The organism is Pseudomonas sp. SBB6, assembly GCF_024213215.1.
In the GTDB taxonomy this organism is placed as follows: domain Bacteria; phylum Pseudomonadota; class Gammaproteobacteria; order Pseudomonadales; family Pseudomonadaceae; genus Aquipseudomonas; species Aquipseudomonas donghuensis.
This window is the reverse complement of the sequence record NZ_JANAVH010000004.1, coordinates 60249-77793: the sequence shown is the minus strand read 5'-3', so window position 1 is coordinate 77793 and position 17545 is coordinate 60249. Positions and strand designations below refer to the sequence as shown.

Genomic DNA, 17545 nt, shown 5'->3' with positions numbered 1-17545 from the left:
AGATTGCCTTTATAAGGAGTGCACCAGAGGCAGAGCAAATGCATTTGCCCGATACTTTTTATGTGAAAAATGCATATAGACCTGCGCCAACTCCGCCACCTGATCGCCCTTGCCGAACACCGCAGCTTCGTCGCCGCGGCGACAGCGGTGAACCTCTCGCAATCGGCCTTCAGCCGCAGCATTCAGGCCCTGGAACACAGTGCCGGTTGCCAGTTGGTGGACCGCTCGCACAAGGAGCTGCCGCCGACCAAGCAAGGCCTGGTGGTGCTCGAACACGCGCGGCGGCTGGTCGGTGGCGCGCGCCAGCTGAGCAACGAAATCAGCCAGTTCAATGGCCTGGAGGCGGGCGAGCTGCGTTTCGGCTGCGGCCCGGCGCCCGCAGCGGGCCTGGTACCGCGAGCGATTGGCGGCTTCATCGGCCGCTACCCCAAGGCACGGGTGCAGTTTCAGGTCGATGACTGGCAGAGCCTGAACAAGCGCCTGCTGGCCGAGGAGTTCGAATTCTTCGTTGCCGACACCCGCCACTTCGAAGCCGATCCGCAGTACCAGACCCTGCGCTTGCGCCCACGGCGCTGGCACTTCTGCTGCCGTGCCGGGCATCCGCTGGCAGCACTGCCCGGCGTCAGCGCCGAGCAGCTGTTGCAGTACCCACTGGCCGTCACCTTGCGTCCGCCAAACCTGCGCAAGGTGATCGCCGACCTGAGCGGTCGCCCGGATTTCGTCGCCAACGTCGAGTGCGAGAACAGTTACAGCCTGCTTGGCGTCGTGCTCAACTCCGATGCGATCGGTATCTGCGGTTCGTACAGCGACGCCCTGCACAACGCTAATGGCAAGCTGGTACGGCTGAACATCGACGGCCTGGGCGACGACTGCGAGGAGCTCTACACCCGCTATGGCATCGTCAGCCAGGCACGCCTGCGCCTGTCGCCGCTGGCCGAGGCAATGATCGAGCAGATCATCCTCACCGATCGGGCCGACCGCGCCCTGGACGCCTGCAACCTGGAGCAGCTGGCGATCTGAGCCATTGCGCGGCACGCATCGCCAGCATTCGCCAAATGCGCTTGTGATGCGCGCCCCGGGCGGCGAAAACAGTCAGCTGAAATTCGCTCAGGTGACTGCCATGCCCCACCCCACTGCCGTGCGCAACGTGCTGTACATCATGTGCGACCAACTGCGTCGCGATTACCTCTCGTGCTACGGCCACCGCCACCTGCACACGCCGAACATCGACCGCCTGGCCGCCGCCGGGGTGCGCTTCAGCCGCGCCTATACCCAGGGCACCATCTGCGGGCCGTCGCGCATGTCGGCCTACACCGGGCGCTATGTCAGCAGCCACCAGGTCGCCTGGAACGCCGTGCCGCTGCCGCTGGATGAACTGACCCTGGGTGATTACCTGCGCCCGGCCGGGATCCGCACCGCGCTGGTGGGCAAGACCCACGCCACGCCAAATCAGGACGCCCTGCAACAACTGGCGATCGACCCGCTCGGGCGCATGGCCGAACACCTCAACGAGGTGGGTTTCGAGCCTGTTGCCCGCCACGACGGGATATTCCCCGACGATCCGCTGTTCGCCGACAAACGCGAAAGCGCGCCCTACACCCGCTACCTGCGCGAACATGGCTTTACCGGCGACAACCCCTGGCACAGCTGGGCCAATGCCGCCGAGGGCGACGACGGCGACATCCTCAGCGGCTGGCACATGCGCAACGCCGACCGGCCCACGCGCCTGCCCGAACAACACTCGGAGACGGTCTACAGCACCGACCGCGCCATCGATTTCATCCAGGCCCAGGGCGAGCAGCCCTGGTGCCTGCACCTGTCTTATATCAAGCCGCACTGGCCCTACATCGCCCCGGCGCCTTACCACGCGCTGTACAACGCCAGCCAGGTGCAGGCGGCGATACCCATACGCCAAGAGAACGATCATCCCGTGTATGCCGCGTTCCGCCAGCACCAGGAAAGCCTCAACTTCTCTCGCGAAGCGGTGCGCCTGAAAGTGATCCCCACCTACATGGGCCTGATCAAACAGATCGATGACCAGCTCGGGCGCCTGTTCGATGTGCTGCAAAGCAATGGCCGTTGGGATGACACGCTGATCGTGTTCACCAGCGATCACGGTGATTTCCTCGGTGACCACGGCTTGGGCGAAAAGGAGTTTTTGCTCGAGCCTGCGGTGGGTGTGCCGTTGATCGTGCGTGATCCGCGCGCGGCGGCCGATGTCAGCCGGGGCACGGTGGATGAGCGCTTGGTGGAAACCATCGATGCGCTGCCGACCTTTCTCGAAGCGCTGGGGCTGCCGGGTGCGGAGCATCGGCTGGAGGGGCGCTCGCTGATTCCGCTACTGCATGGCAGCGCCAGCGATTGGCGTCACTACGCCATCGCCGAGTACGACTATGCCTTCCAGGCACCGGCCCGCGAGCGCCTGGGCCAGCCGATCGATCGTTGCCGGATGACCATGGTGCGCAGCGAGCGCTGGAAGTACCTGGCCTATGACGGCTTTCGCGCGCAGCTGTTCGACCTGCTCAATGACCCGCAGGAATTGCACGACCTGGGCGCGGATCCGGCCTATGCGGATGTGCGCGAGACGCACCAGGGCTACTTGTTCGAATGGCTCAGGGGCTTGAAGCGGCGGACCACCATCAGCCATGCCGAAATCGAGCGGCGTGGGCAGTGGTTTCGCTATGGCGAACTGCGGGAGGAGAGTGTGGTGAAGATTGGGGTGTGGTGAGGATCAGGGGCCGCTGCGCGCCCCATCGCCAGCAAGGCCGGCTCCCACAGTGGTCAGTGTGATGCTGACTTGTGTGGGAGCCGGCCTTGCCGGCGATGGGCTGCAACGCAGCCCCGGCTCATGATCAGATATTGGCCACTTTCTGCCAGACCTTGGGCTTGAAGAACAAGGTCTCACCGCGCGCCAAGCCACTCAGGCTGTCATGGTCCTTGACCACCTCGGCCTCGATCAGCTCGCTCTGCCCTTCGACCTTCAAGGTCACCCGGGTAGTCGCCCCCAGCGGGCGGATATCGCGCACTTCGGCCGGGTGGTGGCCCTCGATCTCGTGACGCGACAGCGACACTTCATGCGGGCGGAACAACACGTGGTGGCCTTCACTCAGGTGCAGGCGGTTGGAGTCGCCGAGGAAGTGATAAACGAAGTCGCTGGCCGGGTTCTCGTAGACCTCGCCCGGCGAGCCGATCTGCTCGATCACGCCCTTGTTCATCACCACGATACGGTCAGCAACTTCCATGGCTTCTTCCTGGTCATGGGTGACGAACACCGACGTCAGGTTGATGTCCTCGTGCAGGCGCGCCAACCAGCGGCGCAGCTCTTTACGCACCTTGGCATCCAGCGCACCGAACGGCTCGTCGAGCAGCAGCACCTTGGGCTCCACCGCCAGGGCGCGGGCCAGGGCAATACGCTGGCGCTGGCCGCCAGACAACTGTTCCGGGTAACGGTCGCTGAGCCAGTCGAGCTGGACCATGTTCAGCAGCTCGTGGACCTTCTCGGCAATCTTGCTCTCGCTCGGGCGCTCGCCCTTGGGCTTCATGCGCAAGCCGAAGGCGACGTTGTCGAACACGCTCATGTGGCGGAACAGCGCGTAGTGCTGGAACACGAAACCGACGTTGCGATCACGCACGTCGTGGCCGGAGACGTCTTCGCCGTGGAAGACGATGCTGCCCTGGTCGGGGGTTTCCAGCCCGGCAATGATCCGCAGCAGGGTGGTCTTGCCGCAGCCAGACGGGCCGAGCAAGGCCACCAGCTCGCCGCTGTGGATATCCAGGTTGATGCTGTCCAGTGCCTGGAAAGCGTTGAAGCGCTTGCTGACGTTACGAACTTCGATCGACATGAATTATTCCTCCGCCGCGTTATGGCGCAGACGGTTAATACGGGACTCGCTCCACTGCTTGAGCAGCAGGATGAAGAGCGCCAGGATCAGCAACAGGCTGGCGACGCTGAAGGCCGCAACGTGGTTGTATTCGTTGTAGAGGATCTCGACGTGCAGCGGCAAGGTGTTGGTCACCCCGCGAATGTGCCCGGACACCACCGACACCGCACCAAACTCACCCATCGCCCGCGCGGTACACAGCACCACGCCGTAGATCAGGCCCCATTTGATGTTGGGCAGGGTCACGTGCCAGAACATTTGCCAGCCGTTGGCACCGAGCAGGCGCGCGGCCTCCTCTTCCTGGGTGCCCTGCTCCTGCATCAGCGGGATCAGTTCACGGGCCACGAACGGCACGGTGACAAAGATGGTCGCCAGAACAATGCCCGGCAAGGCGAAGACGATCTGGATGTCGTGATCCTGCAGCCACGGCCCGAACAAGCCCTGGGCACCGAACATCAGCACGTAGACCAGGCCTGCGATCACCGGCGACACCGAAAAGGGCAGGTCGATAAGGGTGACCAGGATGCTCTTGCCACGGAAGGTGTACTTGCTCACGCACCAGGCGGCGCTGACCCCGAACACCAGGTTCAGCGGCACCGAGATGGCCACGGCGATCAGGGTCAGCTTCAGCGCCGACAAGGCGTCGGGCTCGAAGATCGCCTCGAAGAACGTCCCCAGGCCCATTTTCAGGCCCTGGGACACCACGATCACCAGCGGCAGCAGCAGGAACAGGGCAAAGATCAACCAGCCAAGGCTGATCAGGATACGCCGTGAAGTGGCACTGCCACGGCGGGCGGCGTTGGCCGAAGCGGCCGCACCAATAGAAGTCGCAGACATGGACGTGGCCTCCTTCAAGGGGTTTCGATGCGCCGCTGCAGCAGGTTGATCAGCAGCAACAGGATGAAGGAAACCACCAGCATCAACACGCCGATGGCGGTGGCACCGGTATAATCGTACTGGTCGAGCTTGACCATGATCAGCAGCGGCAGGATCTCGGTCTTCATCGGCATGTTGCCGGCAATGAAGATCACCGAACCGTACTCGCCAACGCCCCGGGCAAAGGCCAGGGCAAAGCCGGTCAACCACGCCGGCAACAGTGCCGGCGCCAGCACATAGCGAAACACCTGCAGCGGCTTGGCACCCAGGCAGGCGGCGGCCTCTTCGACTTCACGGGGGATGTCGGCCAGCACCGGCTGCACCGTGCGCACCACGAACGGCAGGGTCACGAAGGTCAGCGCCAGGGTGATACCCAGCGGGGTGTAAGCGATCTTGAAACCCAGGTCGGTGGCGAACTGGCCGACCAGACCGGCCGGTGCGTACAGCGCGGTCAAGGCGATACCGGCCACTGCCGTGGGCAGGGCGAACGGCAGGTCGATCATGGCATCGATGATCTTGCGCCCGGGGAAGGTATAGCGCACCAGCACCCAGGCCAGCAGGGTACCGATAATACCGTTGATGATGGCAGCGTAGAGGGCCGTGCCGAAGCTCAGCTTGAGCGCCGCGAGCACTCGCGGTGCGGTGACGATGGCCCAGAACTGCTCCCAGGTGAGCTGGGCGGCATGTATGAACATGGCGGCCAGCGGTATCAGCACAATCAGGCTGAGGTACACCAAGGTGTAGCCCAGCGTCAGCCCGAAGCCGGGTATGACGGGGGAAATACGACGTGACATAAAGGTCCCTGGTTGAACGCACGAAGCCCGGGACGAATCCCGGGCCCATGCTGGCTACTGAACGGCGATTATCCTGACGGGCATTGCATCACTGCGCCGTGTAGATCTGGTCGAACACGCCACCATCGTTGAAGAACTTGGGTTGGGCAGTCTTCCAGCCACCGAAGTCTTTGTCGATAGTCACCAGGTCCAGTTTAGGGAACTGCTTGGCGTATTCGGCAGCAACTTTCGGGTCACGCGGGCGGTAGAAGTTCTCGGCGGCAATCTTCTGCCCGGCCGGGCTGTACAGGTGCTTGAGGTACGCCTCGGCGATCTGCTCGTTGCCCTTCTTCTGCGCGTTCTTGTCGACTACCGCCACGGGCGGCTCGGCAAGGATCGACAGCGACGGCACGACGATCTCGAACTTGTCGGCGCCACCGTCTTCCTTGAGGGCCAGGAAGGCTTCGTTTTCCCAGGCCAGCAACACGTCACCCTGACCGTTGTTGACGAAGGTGATGGTCGAGCCACGGGCGCCGGTGTCCAGTACCGGTACGTGCTTGAACAGCTCTTTCACGTATGCCTGGGCCTTGGCTTCGCTGCCACCGCTTTTCAGACCGTAGGCCCAGGCAGCAAGGAAGTTCCAGCGGGCACCGCCGGACGTTTTCGGGTTCGGCGTGATGACCGAGACGTCTTTCTTGATCAGGTCGCCCCAGTCCTTGATGCCTTTCGGGTTGCCCTTGCGCACCAGGAACACGATGGTCGAGGTGTAGGGGGTGCTGGCCTCCGGCAGGCGGGTCTGCCAGTTGTCCGGCAGGGTCTTGCCGAGCTTGGCCACTTCGTCGATGTCGCCGGCCAGGGCCAGGGTCACCACGTCGGCGCGCAGGCCGTCGATTACGGCACGGGCCTGCTTGCCCGAACCACCGTGGGACTGCTGGATCTTCACCTTGTCGTCCGGGTGAGCCTGCTGCCAGTGCTTGACGAACTCGGCGTTGTACTGCTGATACAACTCGCGGGTCGGATCATAGGACACGTTCAGCAGTTCGTAGTCCTTGGCGATTGCGGAACCGGCAAAAACGGCGCTGGCGAGGGCGGCCAGGGCATAACGGCGGATGGACATGGTGAAGCTCCCGATTGGCGTATTTTTCTAATTAGGTGGCGCGATAATCAGCTGGGCTTGTTGCCGGGGTTCTGCAGGCGGAACTTTTCCTTGCGTTCGATCTGCACGACCTGGGCGTTGTGCACGGTGATTTCCACCGCGCCAAACCGCAGGTCACGCAGGGCGCTCTGGATTTCGCGCAGAATGGTGGCTTCGTCCTGACCGTCAACGCTACGCAGAGATGCGCTCATGCTCGTGCTCCTGTGATATGGGTGCCGTGCAGTGCGTGAAGGGGAGCGACTGCGCCTGGCTTGAGGGCAATCTTAGAGGGACGCGAATATTCTTAAAAATACTATTTAAGAATTTTTATATAACTGAAATAGAGTTTCGCGGGACCCTCAGGCCCAGCGCAATTGCTGCGCCGGCACCGGCCGCCCGAACCAGTAGCCCTGGCCCAGCTGACACTGTTGCTCCAGCAGAAAGCGCGCCTGCTCGGCCTGCTCGATGCCCTCGGCATGCACCAGCATGCCCATGCTCCGGGCCAGGGCGATAATCACCCGCACAATCGCCACATCGTCTTCATCACAGGGCAAGCCGGCGACAAAACCCTGGTCGATCTTGAGCTTCTGCACCGGCAGGCGCTTGAGCCGCAGCAACGACGAATAGCCGGTGCCAAAGTCATCGATGGCCAGGCGCAAGCCCAACTCACGCAGCCGATGCAATTGCTCAAGGGCTACTTCAGGGTCGTCCATCACCGCGCTTTCGGTAACCTCCAGCTCCAGCAACGCCGGGTCCAGCGCCGTGTCGTGCAGCACCTGCGCCACTTGCTGATAAAGGTCACGATGGCCAAACAGGCGGCTGGAGATATTCACTGCAACAAATTCCAGCGCCCGCCCCTCGGCCTGCCATTGCACCCTCTGCAGGCAGGCCTGACGCAACACCCAGGTGTCGATATCGGCAATCAGCCCAGTGCGTTCGGCAATCGGGATGAACTCCCCGGGCGGCACCAGCCCGCGCTGCGGATGCTGCCAGCGCACCAGCGCCTCGACACCGATCATCTTGCCGCTGCACAGGTCATGTACCGGCTGGTAATAGACCCGCAGCTCTTCCTGCTCCAAGGCCCGGCGTAGCTCGCCAGCGGTCTCGACCCGCTGCTGGGCGTGAGCGGTCAGCTCTTCGGTGTACAGCGCATAACCGGCACGGCCGCTGCTCTTGGCCTTGAACAGCGCAGAGTCGGCATTGCGCAGCAACTGCTCGGCGCTCAGGGCGTCGCTGGGGAACAGGCTGATGCCGATGCTGACGCTGATGAACAAGCGCTGGCTATCGACCTCGAATGGCGCTTTCATGCCATCGATGATGCTCTGCGCCAAGGCTGCGGCCTGGCCGACCTGCGAGCAGTTTTCGGCCAGCACGGCGAACTCGTCACCGCCCAGGCGGGCCAGGGTCACACCGTTGCCCAGGAGCGAGCGCAAGCGCTCACCGACCACCTTGAGCAACTGGTCGCCAATGTTGTGGCCAAGGCTGTCGTTGATGCTCTGGAAGTGGTCCAGGTCGAGCAGCAGCAAGGCGCAACCGCGCTTGTTGGTCTGGGCCGCAGCCAGTGCCTGCGCGGTGCGGTCGTTGAACAGCAGGCGGTTGGGCAGGTCGGTGAGCGGGTCGTGATGGGCCAGATACGCCAGCTCGCGCTCGGAATGCTTGATCGCGCTGATGTCGCTGAACACCGCGACGTAATGGCTCAACTCGCCGCTGTCATCGCGGATGGCGCAAATCGTCTGCCATTGCGGATACACCTCGCCGCTTTTGCGCCGGTTCCAGATCTCGCCGCTCCACTCGCCCTTTTGCCCCAGGGTGGCGTAAATCTGCTGGTAGAACGCGGCAACATGGCGGCCGGACTTGAACTTGCTCGGGCGCTGGCCAAGCACTTCGTCCTTGTCGTAACCGGTGATCTGCATGAATGCCCGATTCACGTGCACGATCAGGCCATCGCGGTCGGTGACCAGCACCCCTTCCAGGGTGCTGTCGAACACCGCGGCAGCCATGCGCAGACGCTCGCGGTCTTCACGGCGCAAGCGCACACCGACGCCGATGAAATTGAGCAGGCGGGCGCGCGAGACAAAAATCAGCAGGGCACTGCACAACACCCAGAAATGCGCGCTGATCAGCTGCCAGCGGCCGATTTGCTCAGGCGCATCGAAAAGACTGTTCAATAATTGATCAGACAGTGCCAGCCACAGTACCGATAGCACAAGGTAGAGCGCCGCCATGCGCATGGCGTCTCGAATGGAAGCAGACATAAGGTCCCGGGCAAACCCACAAAAATTTGTGGGGGATTATAGGGTAGAAACATCCGGTGACCTCCTATCTAAAAGGCCGACTGGTTTTATTTGCTGGCGCAGGGATAATGTTTCCCGCTGTTCCCTATGTTTTTGAGGGCCATTTCGCCTATGTGGTACGAAGGTTTGCTCAACTTGTCAGTGTGGCAATTGCTGGCAGTTACCCTGGTAATGACGCATGTGACCATCGTCAGCGTTACCGTTTACCTGCACCGTTATTCCGCCCACCGCTCGCTGGAACTCAACGCCGGGCTCAAGCACTTTTTCCGTTTCTGGCTGTGGCTGACCACGGCGCAGAACACCCGCGAGTGGACCGCCATCCACCGCAAGCACCACGCCAAATGCGAAACCGTCGACGACCCGCACAGCCCGGTCATCAAGGGCCTGTCGACGGTGCTGCGCAAGGGCGCCGAGCTGTACCGCGAAGAGGCACAGAACCCGGAAACCCTGCGCATCTACGGCAAGAACTGCCCGGAAGACTGGATCGAACGCAACCTCTACAGCCGCTACAAGCTCGGCGGCATCGCCCTGATGGCGGTGATCGACCTGCTGCTGTTCGGCACCGCCGGCATCACCATCTGGGCCGTGCAGATGATGTGGATTCCATTCTGGGCTGCCGGCGTGGTCAACGGCCTGGGCCATGCGGTCGGCTATCGCAACTTCGAGTGCCGCGACGCCGCCACCAACCTGGTGCCCTGGGGCATCATCATTGGCGGTGAAGAGCTGCACAACAATCACCACACCTACCCCAACTCGGCCAAGCTGTCGGTCAAGCGCTGGGAGTTCGACATGGGCTGGGCCTGGATCAAGCTGTTCTGCTGGCTGCGCCTGGCCAAGGTGCAGCGCGTCGCGCCTATCGCCCACCGGGTCGAAGGCAAGGGCCAGCTGGACATGGACACCGCCATGGCGATCCTCAACAACCGCTTCCAGATCATGGCCCAGTACCGCAAGCTGGTGATCGCGCCACTGGTCCAGCAGGAGCTGGCGCGGGTCGACGATTCGGTCCGCCACCAGTTCCGCCGTGCCAAGCGTTTGCTGTCGCGGGAAACCAGCCTGCTGGAAGACCGTCATCACCTGCGCATCCAGACCATGCTCGAGCACAGCCAGGCACTGAAAACCATCTACGAGAAGCGCCTGGCCCTGCAACAGATCTGGGCGCGCACCAGCGCCAACGGCCACGACATGCTCGCGGCCATGAAAGACTGGGTACACGAAGCCGAGGCCAGCGGTATCCAGTCGCTGCGCGACTTCGCCGCCCAGCTCAAGACCTACTCGCTGCGCCCTGCCCTGGCCTGATGCCGTTGATCGGCGCGCCGGCTTAGTGGCGCGCCGACCGGAACTTAGCCGCCGAATCTCACTCTGACAGGCATATCGCCCGCGTGGCGGGCCGGGTCGTGGCCGCACGCCCCAGTCGTGAGAATTTCCGCGCAAATGGTCAAGAACACTCCAACAACCCTGGCCTGCAACCCGCCACCTGAAGCCGCCCAAACCCTTCTGGCCCTGATGCATGCCCAAGGCGAAGTCGCGCGCCTGAGCGAGCGCGAGCAGTTGTTCAGTTCATTGCTCGACAGCGTCAACGCGGTGCTCTGGGCATTCGACTGGGAAAGCCGCCAGGTGCTCTACGTCAGCCCCGCCTACGAACGCATTTTTGGCCGCCCGGCCGGCCTGTTGCTGGCCGACTTCAACGAATGGCGCGACAGCATCTACCCCGATGACCTGGACTACGCCGAACGGAGCCTGGCGCAAGTGCTGGAAAAAGGCGCAGTGGAGGATCGCGAGTACCGCATCATCGCCGCCGACGGTCAGGTGCGCTGGATCAGCGACAAATGCTTCATCAGCCAACAGGCCATGCCGGACCAGCGGGTGATCATTGTCGGCATGGCCGAGGACATCACCGAAAAGAAGCAGCTCGAAGGCGAGCTGCAGCGCCTGGCGACCACCGACGTACTGACCCAGAGCAGCAACCGCCGGCACTTCTTCGAGTGCGCCCAGCATGCCTTCGAAACCGCACGACTGGAGCAGGCGCCGTTAGCGTTCCTGCTGCTCGATATCGATGACTTCAAGCAGATCAACGACACCTACGGCCACCAGGAAGGCGACTATGTGCTACAGCGCATCGCTGATACCGGCAAGGCGGTGCTGCGCCGTGGCGACCAGTTCGGGCGCATTGGTGGCGAGGAGTTCGCCGCGGTGTTTCCGGGCTGCACGCCGGAAATTGCCCAGCATATCGCCGAGCGCCTGCAGCGCGAGATCCAGCGCTTGAGCTTCAGCCATGACGACAAGGTATTCGGGGTGACGGTGAGCCAGGGCCTGACCGGGATCACCGAAGCGGACGAGTCGCTGGACAGCCTGTTTGCCCGGGCGGATGCGGCGATGTACCAGGCCAAGCGCCAGGGCAAGAATCAGATTGTAAGAGGCTGAACAGCATCGCTGGCAAGCCAGCTCCCACAAGGGCCGGGGCATGCAAACCCTGTGGGAGCTGGCCTTGCCAGCGATTGGGCCGCAAAGCGGCCCCAAAATCTCAAACCTTGCGCAACCTGCCCAGCTCCGCCATCCCCACCTTGAGCAAGCGCGCCGTCTTGCTTTCAGCCAAGCCTTCCAACCCCTGATCCGCCGGCAAGCGCGCCAACTGCCCGGCCAGATTCATCACCAGTGCATCGCGCGAATACACCCCGCCGCCCAACTGGTAGATCGCCGCAATCAGTTCACGCAGCTCCAGCGGTAGCCGCCAGCGGGTACGCAGCGCCGAGCCGAACGCCGCACCAAACTCGTTGAGCGACAACTCCACCGAATCCTCATCCAGCTCACCCCCGGCCTGCTGCCACTCCTGCAAACACCGCAGCAGCGCCAGATCGCCCAGGCAATGCAGCAAGCCGGCGCAATAGCAGCGCTCCTGGTCGAGCTCGAGCATGCGCGCCAGGGTCCGCGCGTATTCGGCAGTGTGCAGCGACAAGCCCCAGAAGTGTTCGGCATGGCGCGACAGGATTGGATCGCTGAGCTTGGCGCTACGCTTGAGCGCCAGCCCCAGAATCAGGTTCATGCTCTGGGTCGTACCCAGCTTGTTCAGCGCCTGCATCAGGCTCTGCACCGCACCGTCGCGATGCAGCGCAGCGCTGTTGGCAGCGGCGATCAGCACGGCGGTGACCTGTGGATCGTTGCGGATCTCGGCTTCCAGTACCTTGAGGTCCAAGCCCTGGGGCTGCAGGCTGCGCTTGATTGCCAACTTCACATCAGCGAACAACGGGCCGCCATCGGAGGTGGCGCGGCGCCCTTGCAGAAAGCGCGGCAAAGTCGCGCCTGGCTGCAACGGCGGTACCGGGCAAGCGACCTCCTCCCCGGCGCTGAGCAACAAGTCTTCCAGGCGCTGGCGCAGGGCGTCCATGTTCAGCGGCTTGCTCAGGTAAGCGGTCGGCGCGAACGGCAGCACTTCGCGCACACTGGCGGCGTCACTGCGGTTGCTCATGAGAATGAACGGCAATACCGGCTGGCGGCCCTTGGCACGCACGTTGCGCAGCAGGTCGAGGCCATCGCCGCCGGGCAGCTCGCGTGAGGCGATGATCAGGTCCGGCTTGCTGGCCAGCGCCGCCAGCGCTTGCGAGCCATCGGCGCACACCTGCAGGCGCGCATCGCAGCGCACACTGAGGAGCATCTGGCTCAGCATGTCCCGTACCCAGGGATCACCTTCGGCAAGCAGCACGCACGGTACCTGGGCGGGCTCTACAACACTCATACACAACTCTCCCGATATTTCGCTACACGCAATCCCGTGCACCTTCCAAGGCGTCTCCTTGCAGGCAACCTTAGCCCCCTGGCCATCCTTTGAGCGAAAAAAAACCCGCCGAAGCGGGTTTTCTTCTAATGCGTCACAGTTTACGCGAGTTCTGCGAAGCACTCTTCGATGATTGCCAGACCTTGGTCCAGTTGCTCATCAGGCGAGGTCAGCGGAACCAGGATACGCAGGACGTTGCCGTAGGTGCCGCACGACAGCAGGATCAGGCCCTTGTCGCGCGCCTTGGCCACGACCGAAGCGACAGCAGCAGCGTTCGGGGTGTGGGAACCGGCTTTGTCGAACACTTCAACCGCGATCATCGAACCCAGGGCACGCACGTCACCGATGATCGGGTGCTTGTCCTGGATCTTGCGCAGGCCGGCGACCAGACGCTCGCCAACGGCCTTGCTGCGGTCCAGCAGTTTCTCTTCTTCGAACACTTCCATCACGGCCAGGGCCGCGGCGCAAGCGATCGGGCTACCGGCGTAGGTGCCGCCCAGGCCGCCTGGGGCGATGGCGTCCATGTACTCGGCCTTGCCGCACACACCGGCCAGCGGGAAGCCGCCAGCGATGGATTTGGCAAAGGTGGTCAGGTCTGGAGCAACGCCCATCTGTTCCATGGCGAAGAAGGTGCCGGTACGGCCAGCGCCGGTCTGCACTTCGTCAGCGATCAGGAGGATGCCGTGCTGGTCGCACAGGGCACGCAGGCGCTTCATGAACTCTTTCGGCGCGACGTAGAAACCACCTTCGCCCTGAACTGGCTCGATGATGATTGCCGCAATGTCACGGGGTTCGGCGTCGTTCTTGAAGATACGCTCGATGGAAGCGATCGAGTCGTCGATGCTCACACCGTGCAGCTCGTTCGGGTACAGGGCGCGGAAGATGCCGCCTGGCATCAGGCCCATGCCGGCCGAGTAAGGCACGACTTTACCGGTCAGGCCCAGGGTCATCATGGTACGGCCGTGGTAAGCGCCGGTGAAGGCGATCACGCCGGCACGGCCAGTGGCGGCACGGGCGATCTTGACGGCGTTTTCAACGGCTTCGGAACCGGTGGTGACCAGCAGGGTTTTCTTGGCGAAGTCGCCTGGCACCTTGGCGTTGATCTTTTCGCACAGCTCGACGTACGGCTCGTAGGCCAGGACCTGGAAGCAGGTATGGGTCAGCTTGTGCAGTTGGGCTTCAACGGCAGCGATGATCTTCGGATGCACGTGACCGGTGTTCAGTACCGCGATACCGCCGGCGAAGTCGATGAACTCGCGGCCTTCGACGTCAGTGACAGTGGCGTTCTTTGCCGACTCGGCGAAGATCGGGTGGATCTGGCCAACACCACGTGGAACTGCGGCGACACGACGTTGCATCAAAGATTCGTTGGTCTTGCTCATAATGTCCTCAATTCGCCACCCACAAGGTGGCGCGATTCAAGTCGGAGTGGCCGGTATTCAACTGCAGACAGCATGCGTTGATCGACTGCTGCAGGGGCCCAGGCCACGGGGTGTACGGTGTAAAAAGGCCAGCGAGACGTCGCTCTCGCGCCCCGCTGGCAGAGGTAAAGCCTTACGCTGCGATCAGATGCTGATGCACAGGTATTTGATTTCCAGGTAGTCCTCGATGCCGTACTTGGAACCTTCGCGGCCCAGGCCCGAGGCCTTGATACCGCCGAACGGCGAAACTTCGTTGGAGATCAGACCGGTGTTGATACCGACCATGCCGTATTCCAGGGCTTCGGCGACACGGAACACACGGCTCATGTCACGGGCATAGAAGTACGAGGCCAGACCGAACTCGGTGTCGTTGGACATGGCGATGACTTCGGCCTCGTCCTTGAAACGGAACAGTGGCGCCAGCGGGCCGAAGGTTTCTTCCTTGGCCACCGCTGCGTTGTTTGGCACGTTGACCAGCACGGTCGGCTCGAAGAAGTTGCCTTCGATCAACTTGCCGCCGGTCAGTACCTGGGCGCCTTTGCCAACTGCATCGGCAATGTGCTCCTGGACCTTGGCCACGGCTTTTTCGTCGATCAGCGGGCCGGTGGTGGTGCCGTCTTCCAGGCCGTTGCCGATCTTCAGCTTGGCCACAGCGGCCTTGAGCTTCTCGGCGAAGGCATCGTAGACGCCGTCCTGCACGTAGATACGGTTGGCGCAGACGCAGGTCTGGCCGTTGTTGCGGTATTTGGAGATGATCGCGCCGTCGACGGCCTTATCCAGGTCTGCGTCGTCGAACACGATGAATGGCGCGTTGCCGCCCAGCTCCAGGGAAACCTTCTTGATGTCCTTGGCGCATTCGGCCATCAGCTGGCGACCGATCTCGGTGGAGCCGGTGAACGACAGCTTGCGCACGATCGGGTTGCCGGTCAGCTCGCTGCCGATGTCGCCGGCGCTGCCGGTCACCACGCTCAGCACGCCAGCCGGGATACCGGCACGGGTGGCCAGCTCAACCAGGGCCAGGGCCGAGTACGGGGTTTGCGAAGCAGGCTTGAGCACCATGGTGCAGCCAGCGGCCAGGGCCGGGCCGGCTTTACGGGTGATCATCGCCGCCGGGAAGTTCCACGGGGTAATGGCCGCGGTCACGCCGATCGGCTGCTTGATCACGATCAGTCGCTTGTCTGGCTGGTGACCCGGGATGGTATCGCCGTAGACGCGCTTGGCTTCTTCAGCGAACCACTCGATAAAGGAAGCGGCGTAGACGATCTCGCCCTTGGCTTCGGCCAGTGGCTTGCCCTGCTCGGTGGTCATCAGGCGGGCCAGGTCGTCCTGGTGCTCGATCATCAGCTCGAACCAGCGACGCAGCTTGCCAGCACGTTCTTTGGCGGTCAGCGCGCGCCAGGCCGGCAGCGCCTTGTCGGCGGCCTCGATGGCACGGCGGGTTTCAGCGGCGCCCATCTTCGGCACAGTGCCGATGATCTCGCCCGTTGCCGGGTTGTTGACCTTGATCGTCTGGCCGTTGTCCGCGTCCAGCCACTCTCCATTGATGAAGGCTTGCTGGCGGAACAACTGGGCGTCTTTAAGCTGCATGTCGGGCTTCCTTAACTGCACCGTGCAGGCACGGCGCGAATTATTGATTGTAGAAAAAGGAGAGCGTTTGAAATCTCAAACGAATCCTAGGATCAACGAGGAGAAAGGACAATAGGGTGTTCGAAAAAAAGAACAAAAAGCGCTGTGCGGCTGATTTTTTCAGATCAACGTCATTTATAGCCCCTTGAGTGTGCGAAATCGACCACAGCCATTCTGACGATGGACGCCGCCAGCCTAGATGGGTATCATGGCGCCCGCGTTGCACTCGTAGCTCAGCTGGATAGAGTACTGCCCTCCGAAGGCAGGGGTCGTGGGTTCGAATCCCGCCGAGTGCGCCATATCGATCAAGGCTCAGGTGAATACCTGGGCCTTTTTTGTTTCTGCCGTTCAGATTGCTTACATTTGGACGTTGTGTCGCACGCGCCGCATCGTGGCAGGTTGAATATGATCACTGCCCTCAATCAAATGAGGTGAATAGTCGATATGCAAGGCAACGACCTGATTCTCTACAGCACTGAAGACGGCTTGGCGCAGTTCACCTTGCGAGAAATGGAAGGTCAGGTCTGGCTGACGCAGCTGGAAATGGCTGAGCTGTATCAAACCAGCAAACAGAACATAAGCCTGCACGTGCAGAACGTTCTTAGCGAAGGTGAGCTAACGGAAGCAGCAACCGTCAAGGAAAACTTGACAGTTCAAACCGAGGGCTCACGCCAGGTTAGGCGCATGCTGGCGCACTACGCCCTGCCGATGATTATCGCGGTGGGGTATCGGGTACGATCAACCCGCGGCACCCAGTTTCGCCAATGGGCTACCCGAACGTTAAGCGAGTACCTGCTCAAGGGCTTCGTCATGGACGATACCCGCCTGAAAGAGCCCCGCTGGGATTACTTCGACGAACTACTCAAACGCATCCGCGACATACGGTCGTCAGAGAAGCGTTTTTACCAGAAGGTGCGCGACCTCTTCACATTGGCCGAGGATTACCGAGCCAATGAGCAAGACACTACCCGGCTCTTTGCCGAGACTTTTCTTCGCGGTCACCGGCCACACCGCAGCTGAACTGATCGTCAATCGAGCCGATGCCAGCGCCCCGAACATGAACCTGCTCAGCTTCAAGGGCAACCGCGTGCGCAAAGCCGATGTAGTGGTCGCGAAGAATTACCTGAATGCAGACGAGCTGGATCAGCTCAACCGCTTAGTCAGCATGTTCCTAGACTTCGCCGAGCTGCGCGCCGAGCAACGTCAGCATATGCAGTTGACCGACTGGCGCCGGTACATCGACAGCTTCATGGCTTTCAATGAACAGCCCTTACTGCGCTCAGCCGGCAGCGTCAGTCACGAGCAGATGAAGCAAGTGGTTCAAGACTGCTATGAGGCGTTTGATCAGAGTCGCCGCAGTGCTGAAGCCAGAGAGGATGACCGTCGGGAGTTGGTCGAGCTTGAACGTCTTGAAAAGCGACTGCGTAGCAAGACAAAGCCAGGTTGAAACACCATGGGGAATTGAATGATCAATGTCAGATGATGTTTCGAAGTCTCGAAATATGTCGTCCTAAGAAATACCCTACGCGGTCTGTCGATACCCGTCTGCTTGTCCCTGGGAACTCGTGCCTCTAGGCTCCTACCCATCACCGAAATCTCGGTGATCGGGCGTGGTAACCCGGAGTGTGCATCATCCTATACAGTCAATGGCGGCTGTATGCGGGAGGCTTTCGAGCCTGCCGGGATTGATGCTCACCCCGGTTTACCACCCCGTGTACAGCTGCCACCCATTCGTGTGGTAACGGATTGCGGTGTCAGCTCCGACTTGTG

13 protein-coding genes, 1 tRNA gene and 1 pseudogene are annotated in these 17545 nt (G+C 62.0%); 6 read left to right on the top strand and 9 right to left on the bottom strand.

Features of this window, described 5'->3' with window-relative positions; translation table 11 throughout:
- The first annotated feature begins 69 nt into the window (after positions 1-69).
- Entirely contained in the window at positions 70-1020 is a 951-nt protein-coding gene (locus NLX68_RS09185) for a LysR family transcriptional regulator (RefSeq protein ID WP_254283745.1), read from the top strand.
- A 100-nt stretch (positions 1021-1120) separates the two neighbouring features.
- Positions 1121-2728 (top strand): alkaline phosphatase family protein, encoded by a 1608-nt coding sequence (locus NLX68_RS09180; RefSeq protein ID WP_254283744.1) that lies wholly within the window; start codon positions 1121-1123, stop codon positions 2726-2728.
- A gap of 124 nt (positions 2729-2852) precedes the next feature.
- On the opposite strand, the gene NLX68_RS09175 is transcribed toward NLX68_RS09180, so the two are convergent.
- From NLX68_RS09175 to dibA, 6 genes are all read right to left on the bottom strand, one after another.
- Entirely contained in the window at positions 2853-3842 is a 990-nt protein-coding gene (locus NLX68_RS09175) for a sulfate/molybdate ABC transporter ATP-binding protein (RefSeq protein ID WP_010222100.1), read from the bottom strand.
- Positions 3843-3845: 3 nt separating this feature from the next.
- Entirely contained in the window at positions 3846-4718 is an 873-nt protein-coding gene (gene cysW, locus NLX68_RS09170; RefSeq protein WP_010222099.1) for a sulfate ABC transporter permease subunit CysW, read from the bottom strand.
- 14 nt (positions 4719-4732) lie between these two features.
- Positions 4733-5551, bottom strand: coding sequence for a sulfate ABC transporter permease subunit CysT (gene cysT, locus NLX68_RS09165; protein ID WP_254283743.1), 819 nt, complete (start codon positions 5549-5551; stop codon positions 4733-4735).
- Between the two features lie 88 nt (positions 5552-5639).
- Positions 5640-6647 (bottom strand): sulfate ABC transporter substrate-binding protein, encoded by a 1008-nt coding sequence (locus tag NLX68_RS09160; RefSeq protein WP_254283742.1) that lies wholly within the window; start codon positions 6645-6647, stop codon positions 5640-5642.
- Between the two features lie 47 nt (positions 6648-6694).
- A complete protein-coding gene (oscA, locus tag NLX68_RS09155) occupies positions 6695-6877 on the bottom strand; it encodes a sulfur starvation response protein OscA (protein WP_007941032.1) in 183 nt (60 codons plus the stop codon).
- A 147-nt stretch (positions 6878-7024) separates the two neighbouring features.
- On the bottom strand, positions 7025-8920 hold the full coding sequence (gene dibA / locus NLX68_RS09150) for a phosphodiesterase DibA (protein ID WP_254283741.1): 1896 nt from the start codon (positions 8918-8920) through the stop codon (positions 7025-7027).
- 150 nt (positions 8921-9070) lie between these two features.
- On the opposite strand from dibA, the gene desA reads away from it, so the two are divergent.
- The gene (gene desA / locus NLX68_RS09145) at positions 9071-10255 is read left to right on the top strand and encodes a delta-9 fatty acid desaturase DesA (protein ID WP_010222095.1); all 1185 of its coding nucleotides are present in this window, start codon (positions 9071-9073) and stop codon (positions 10253-10255) included.
- A 135-nt stretch (positions 10256-10390) separates the two neighbouring features.
- A complete protein-coding gene (locus NLX68_RS09140) occupies positions 10391-11380 on the top strand; it encodes a sensor domain-containing diguanylate cyclase (protein ID WP_254283740.1) in 990 nt (329 codons plus the stop codon).
- A 100-nt stretch (positions 11381-11480) separates the two neighbouring features.
- On the opposite strand, the gene NLX68_RS09135 is transcribed toward NLX68_RS09140, so the two are convergent.
- The 3 genes from NLX68_RS09135 to gabD all read right to left on the bottom strand — a co-directional run bounded on the left by NLX68_RS09135 (position 11481) and on the right by gabD (position 15736).
- Positions 11481-12689, bottom strand: coding sequence for a response regulator (locus tag NLX68_RS09135; RefSeq protein WP_254283739.1), 1209 nt, complete (start codon positions 12687-12689; stop codon positions 11481-11483).
- 140 nt (positions 12690-12829) lie between these two features.
- Complete coding sequence (gabT, locus tag NLX68_RS09130; RefSeq protein ID WP_254283738.1) at positions 12830-14110, bottom strand: 4-aminobutyrate--2-oxoglutarate transaminase; 1281 nt, start codon at positions 14108-14110, stop codon at positions 12830-12832.
- A gap of 183 nt (positions 14111-14293) precedes the next feature.
- The gene (gene gabD / locus NLX68_RS09125) at positions 14294-15736 is read right to left on the bottom strand and encodes an NADP-dependent succinate-semialdehyde dehydrogenase (RefSeq protein ID WP_010222091.1); all 1443 of its coding nucleotides are present in this window, start codon (positions 15734-15736) and stop codon (positions 14294-14296) included.
- Positions 15737-15997: 261 nt separating this feature from the next.
- Here gabD and NLX68_RS09120 point away from each other — a divergent pair.
- A tRNA-Arg gene (locus NLX68_RS09120) sits at positions 15998-16074 on the top strand.
- A 145-nt stretch (positions 16075-16219) separates the two neighbouring features.
- A pseudogene (locus tag NLX68_RS09115) lies at positions 16220-17222 on the top strand (virulence RhuM family protein).
- Positions 17223-17545: the final 323 nt, after the last annotated feature.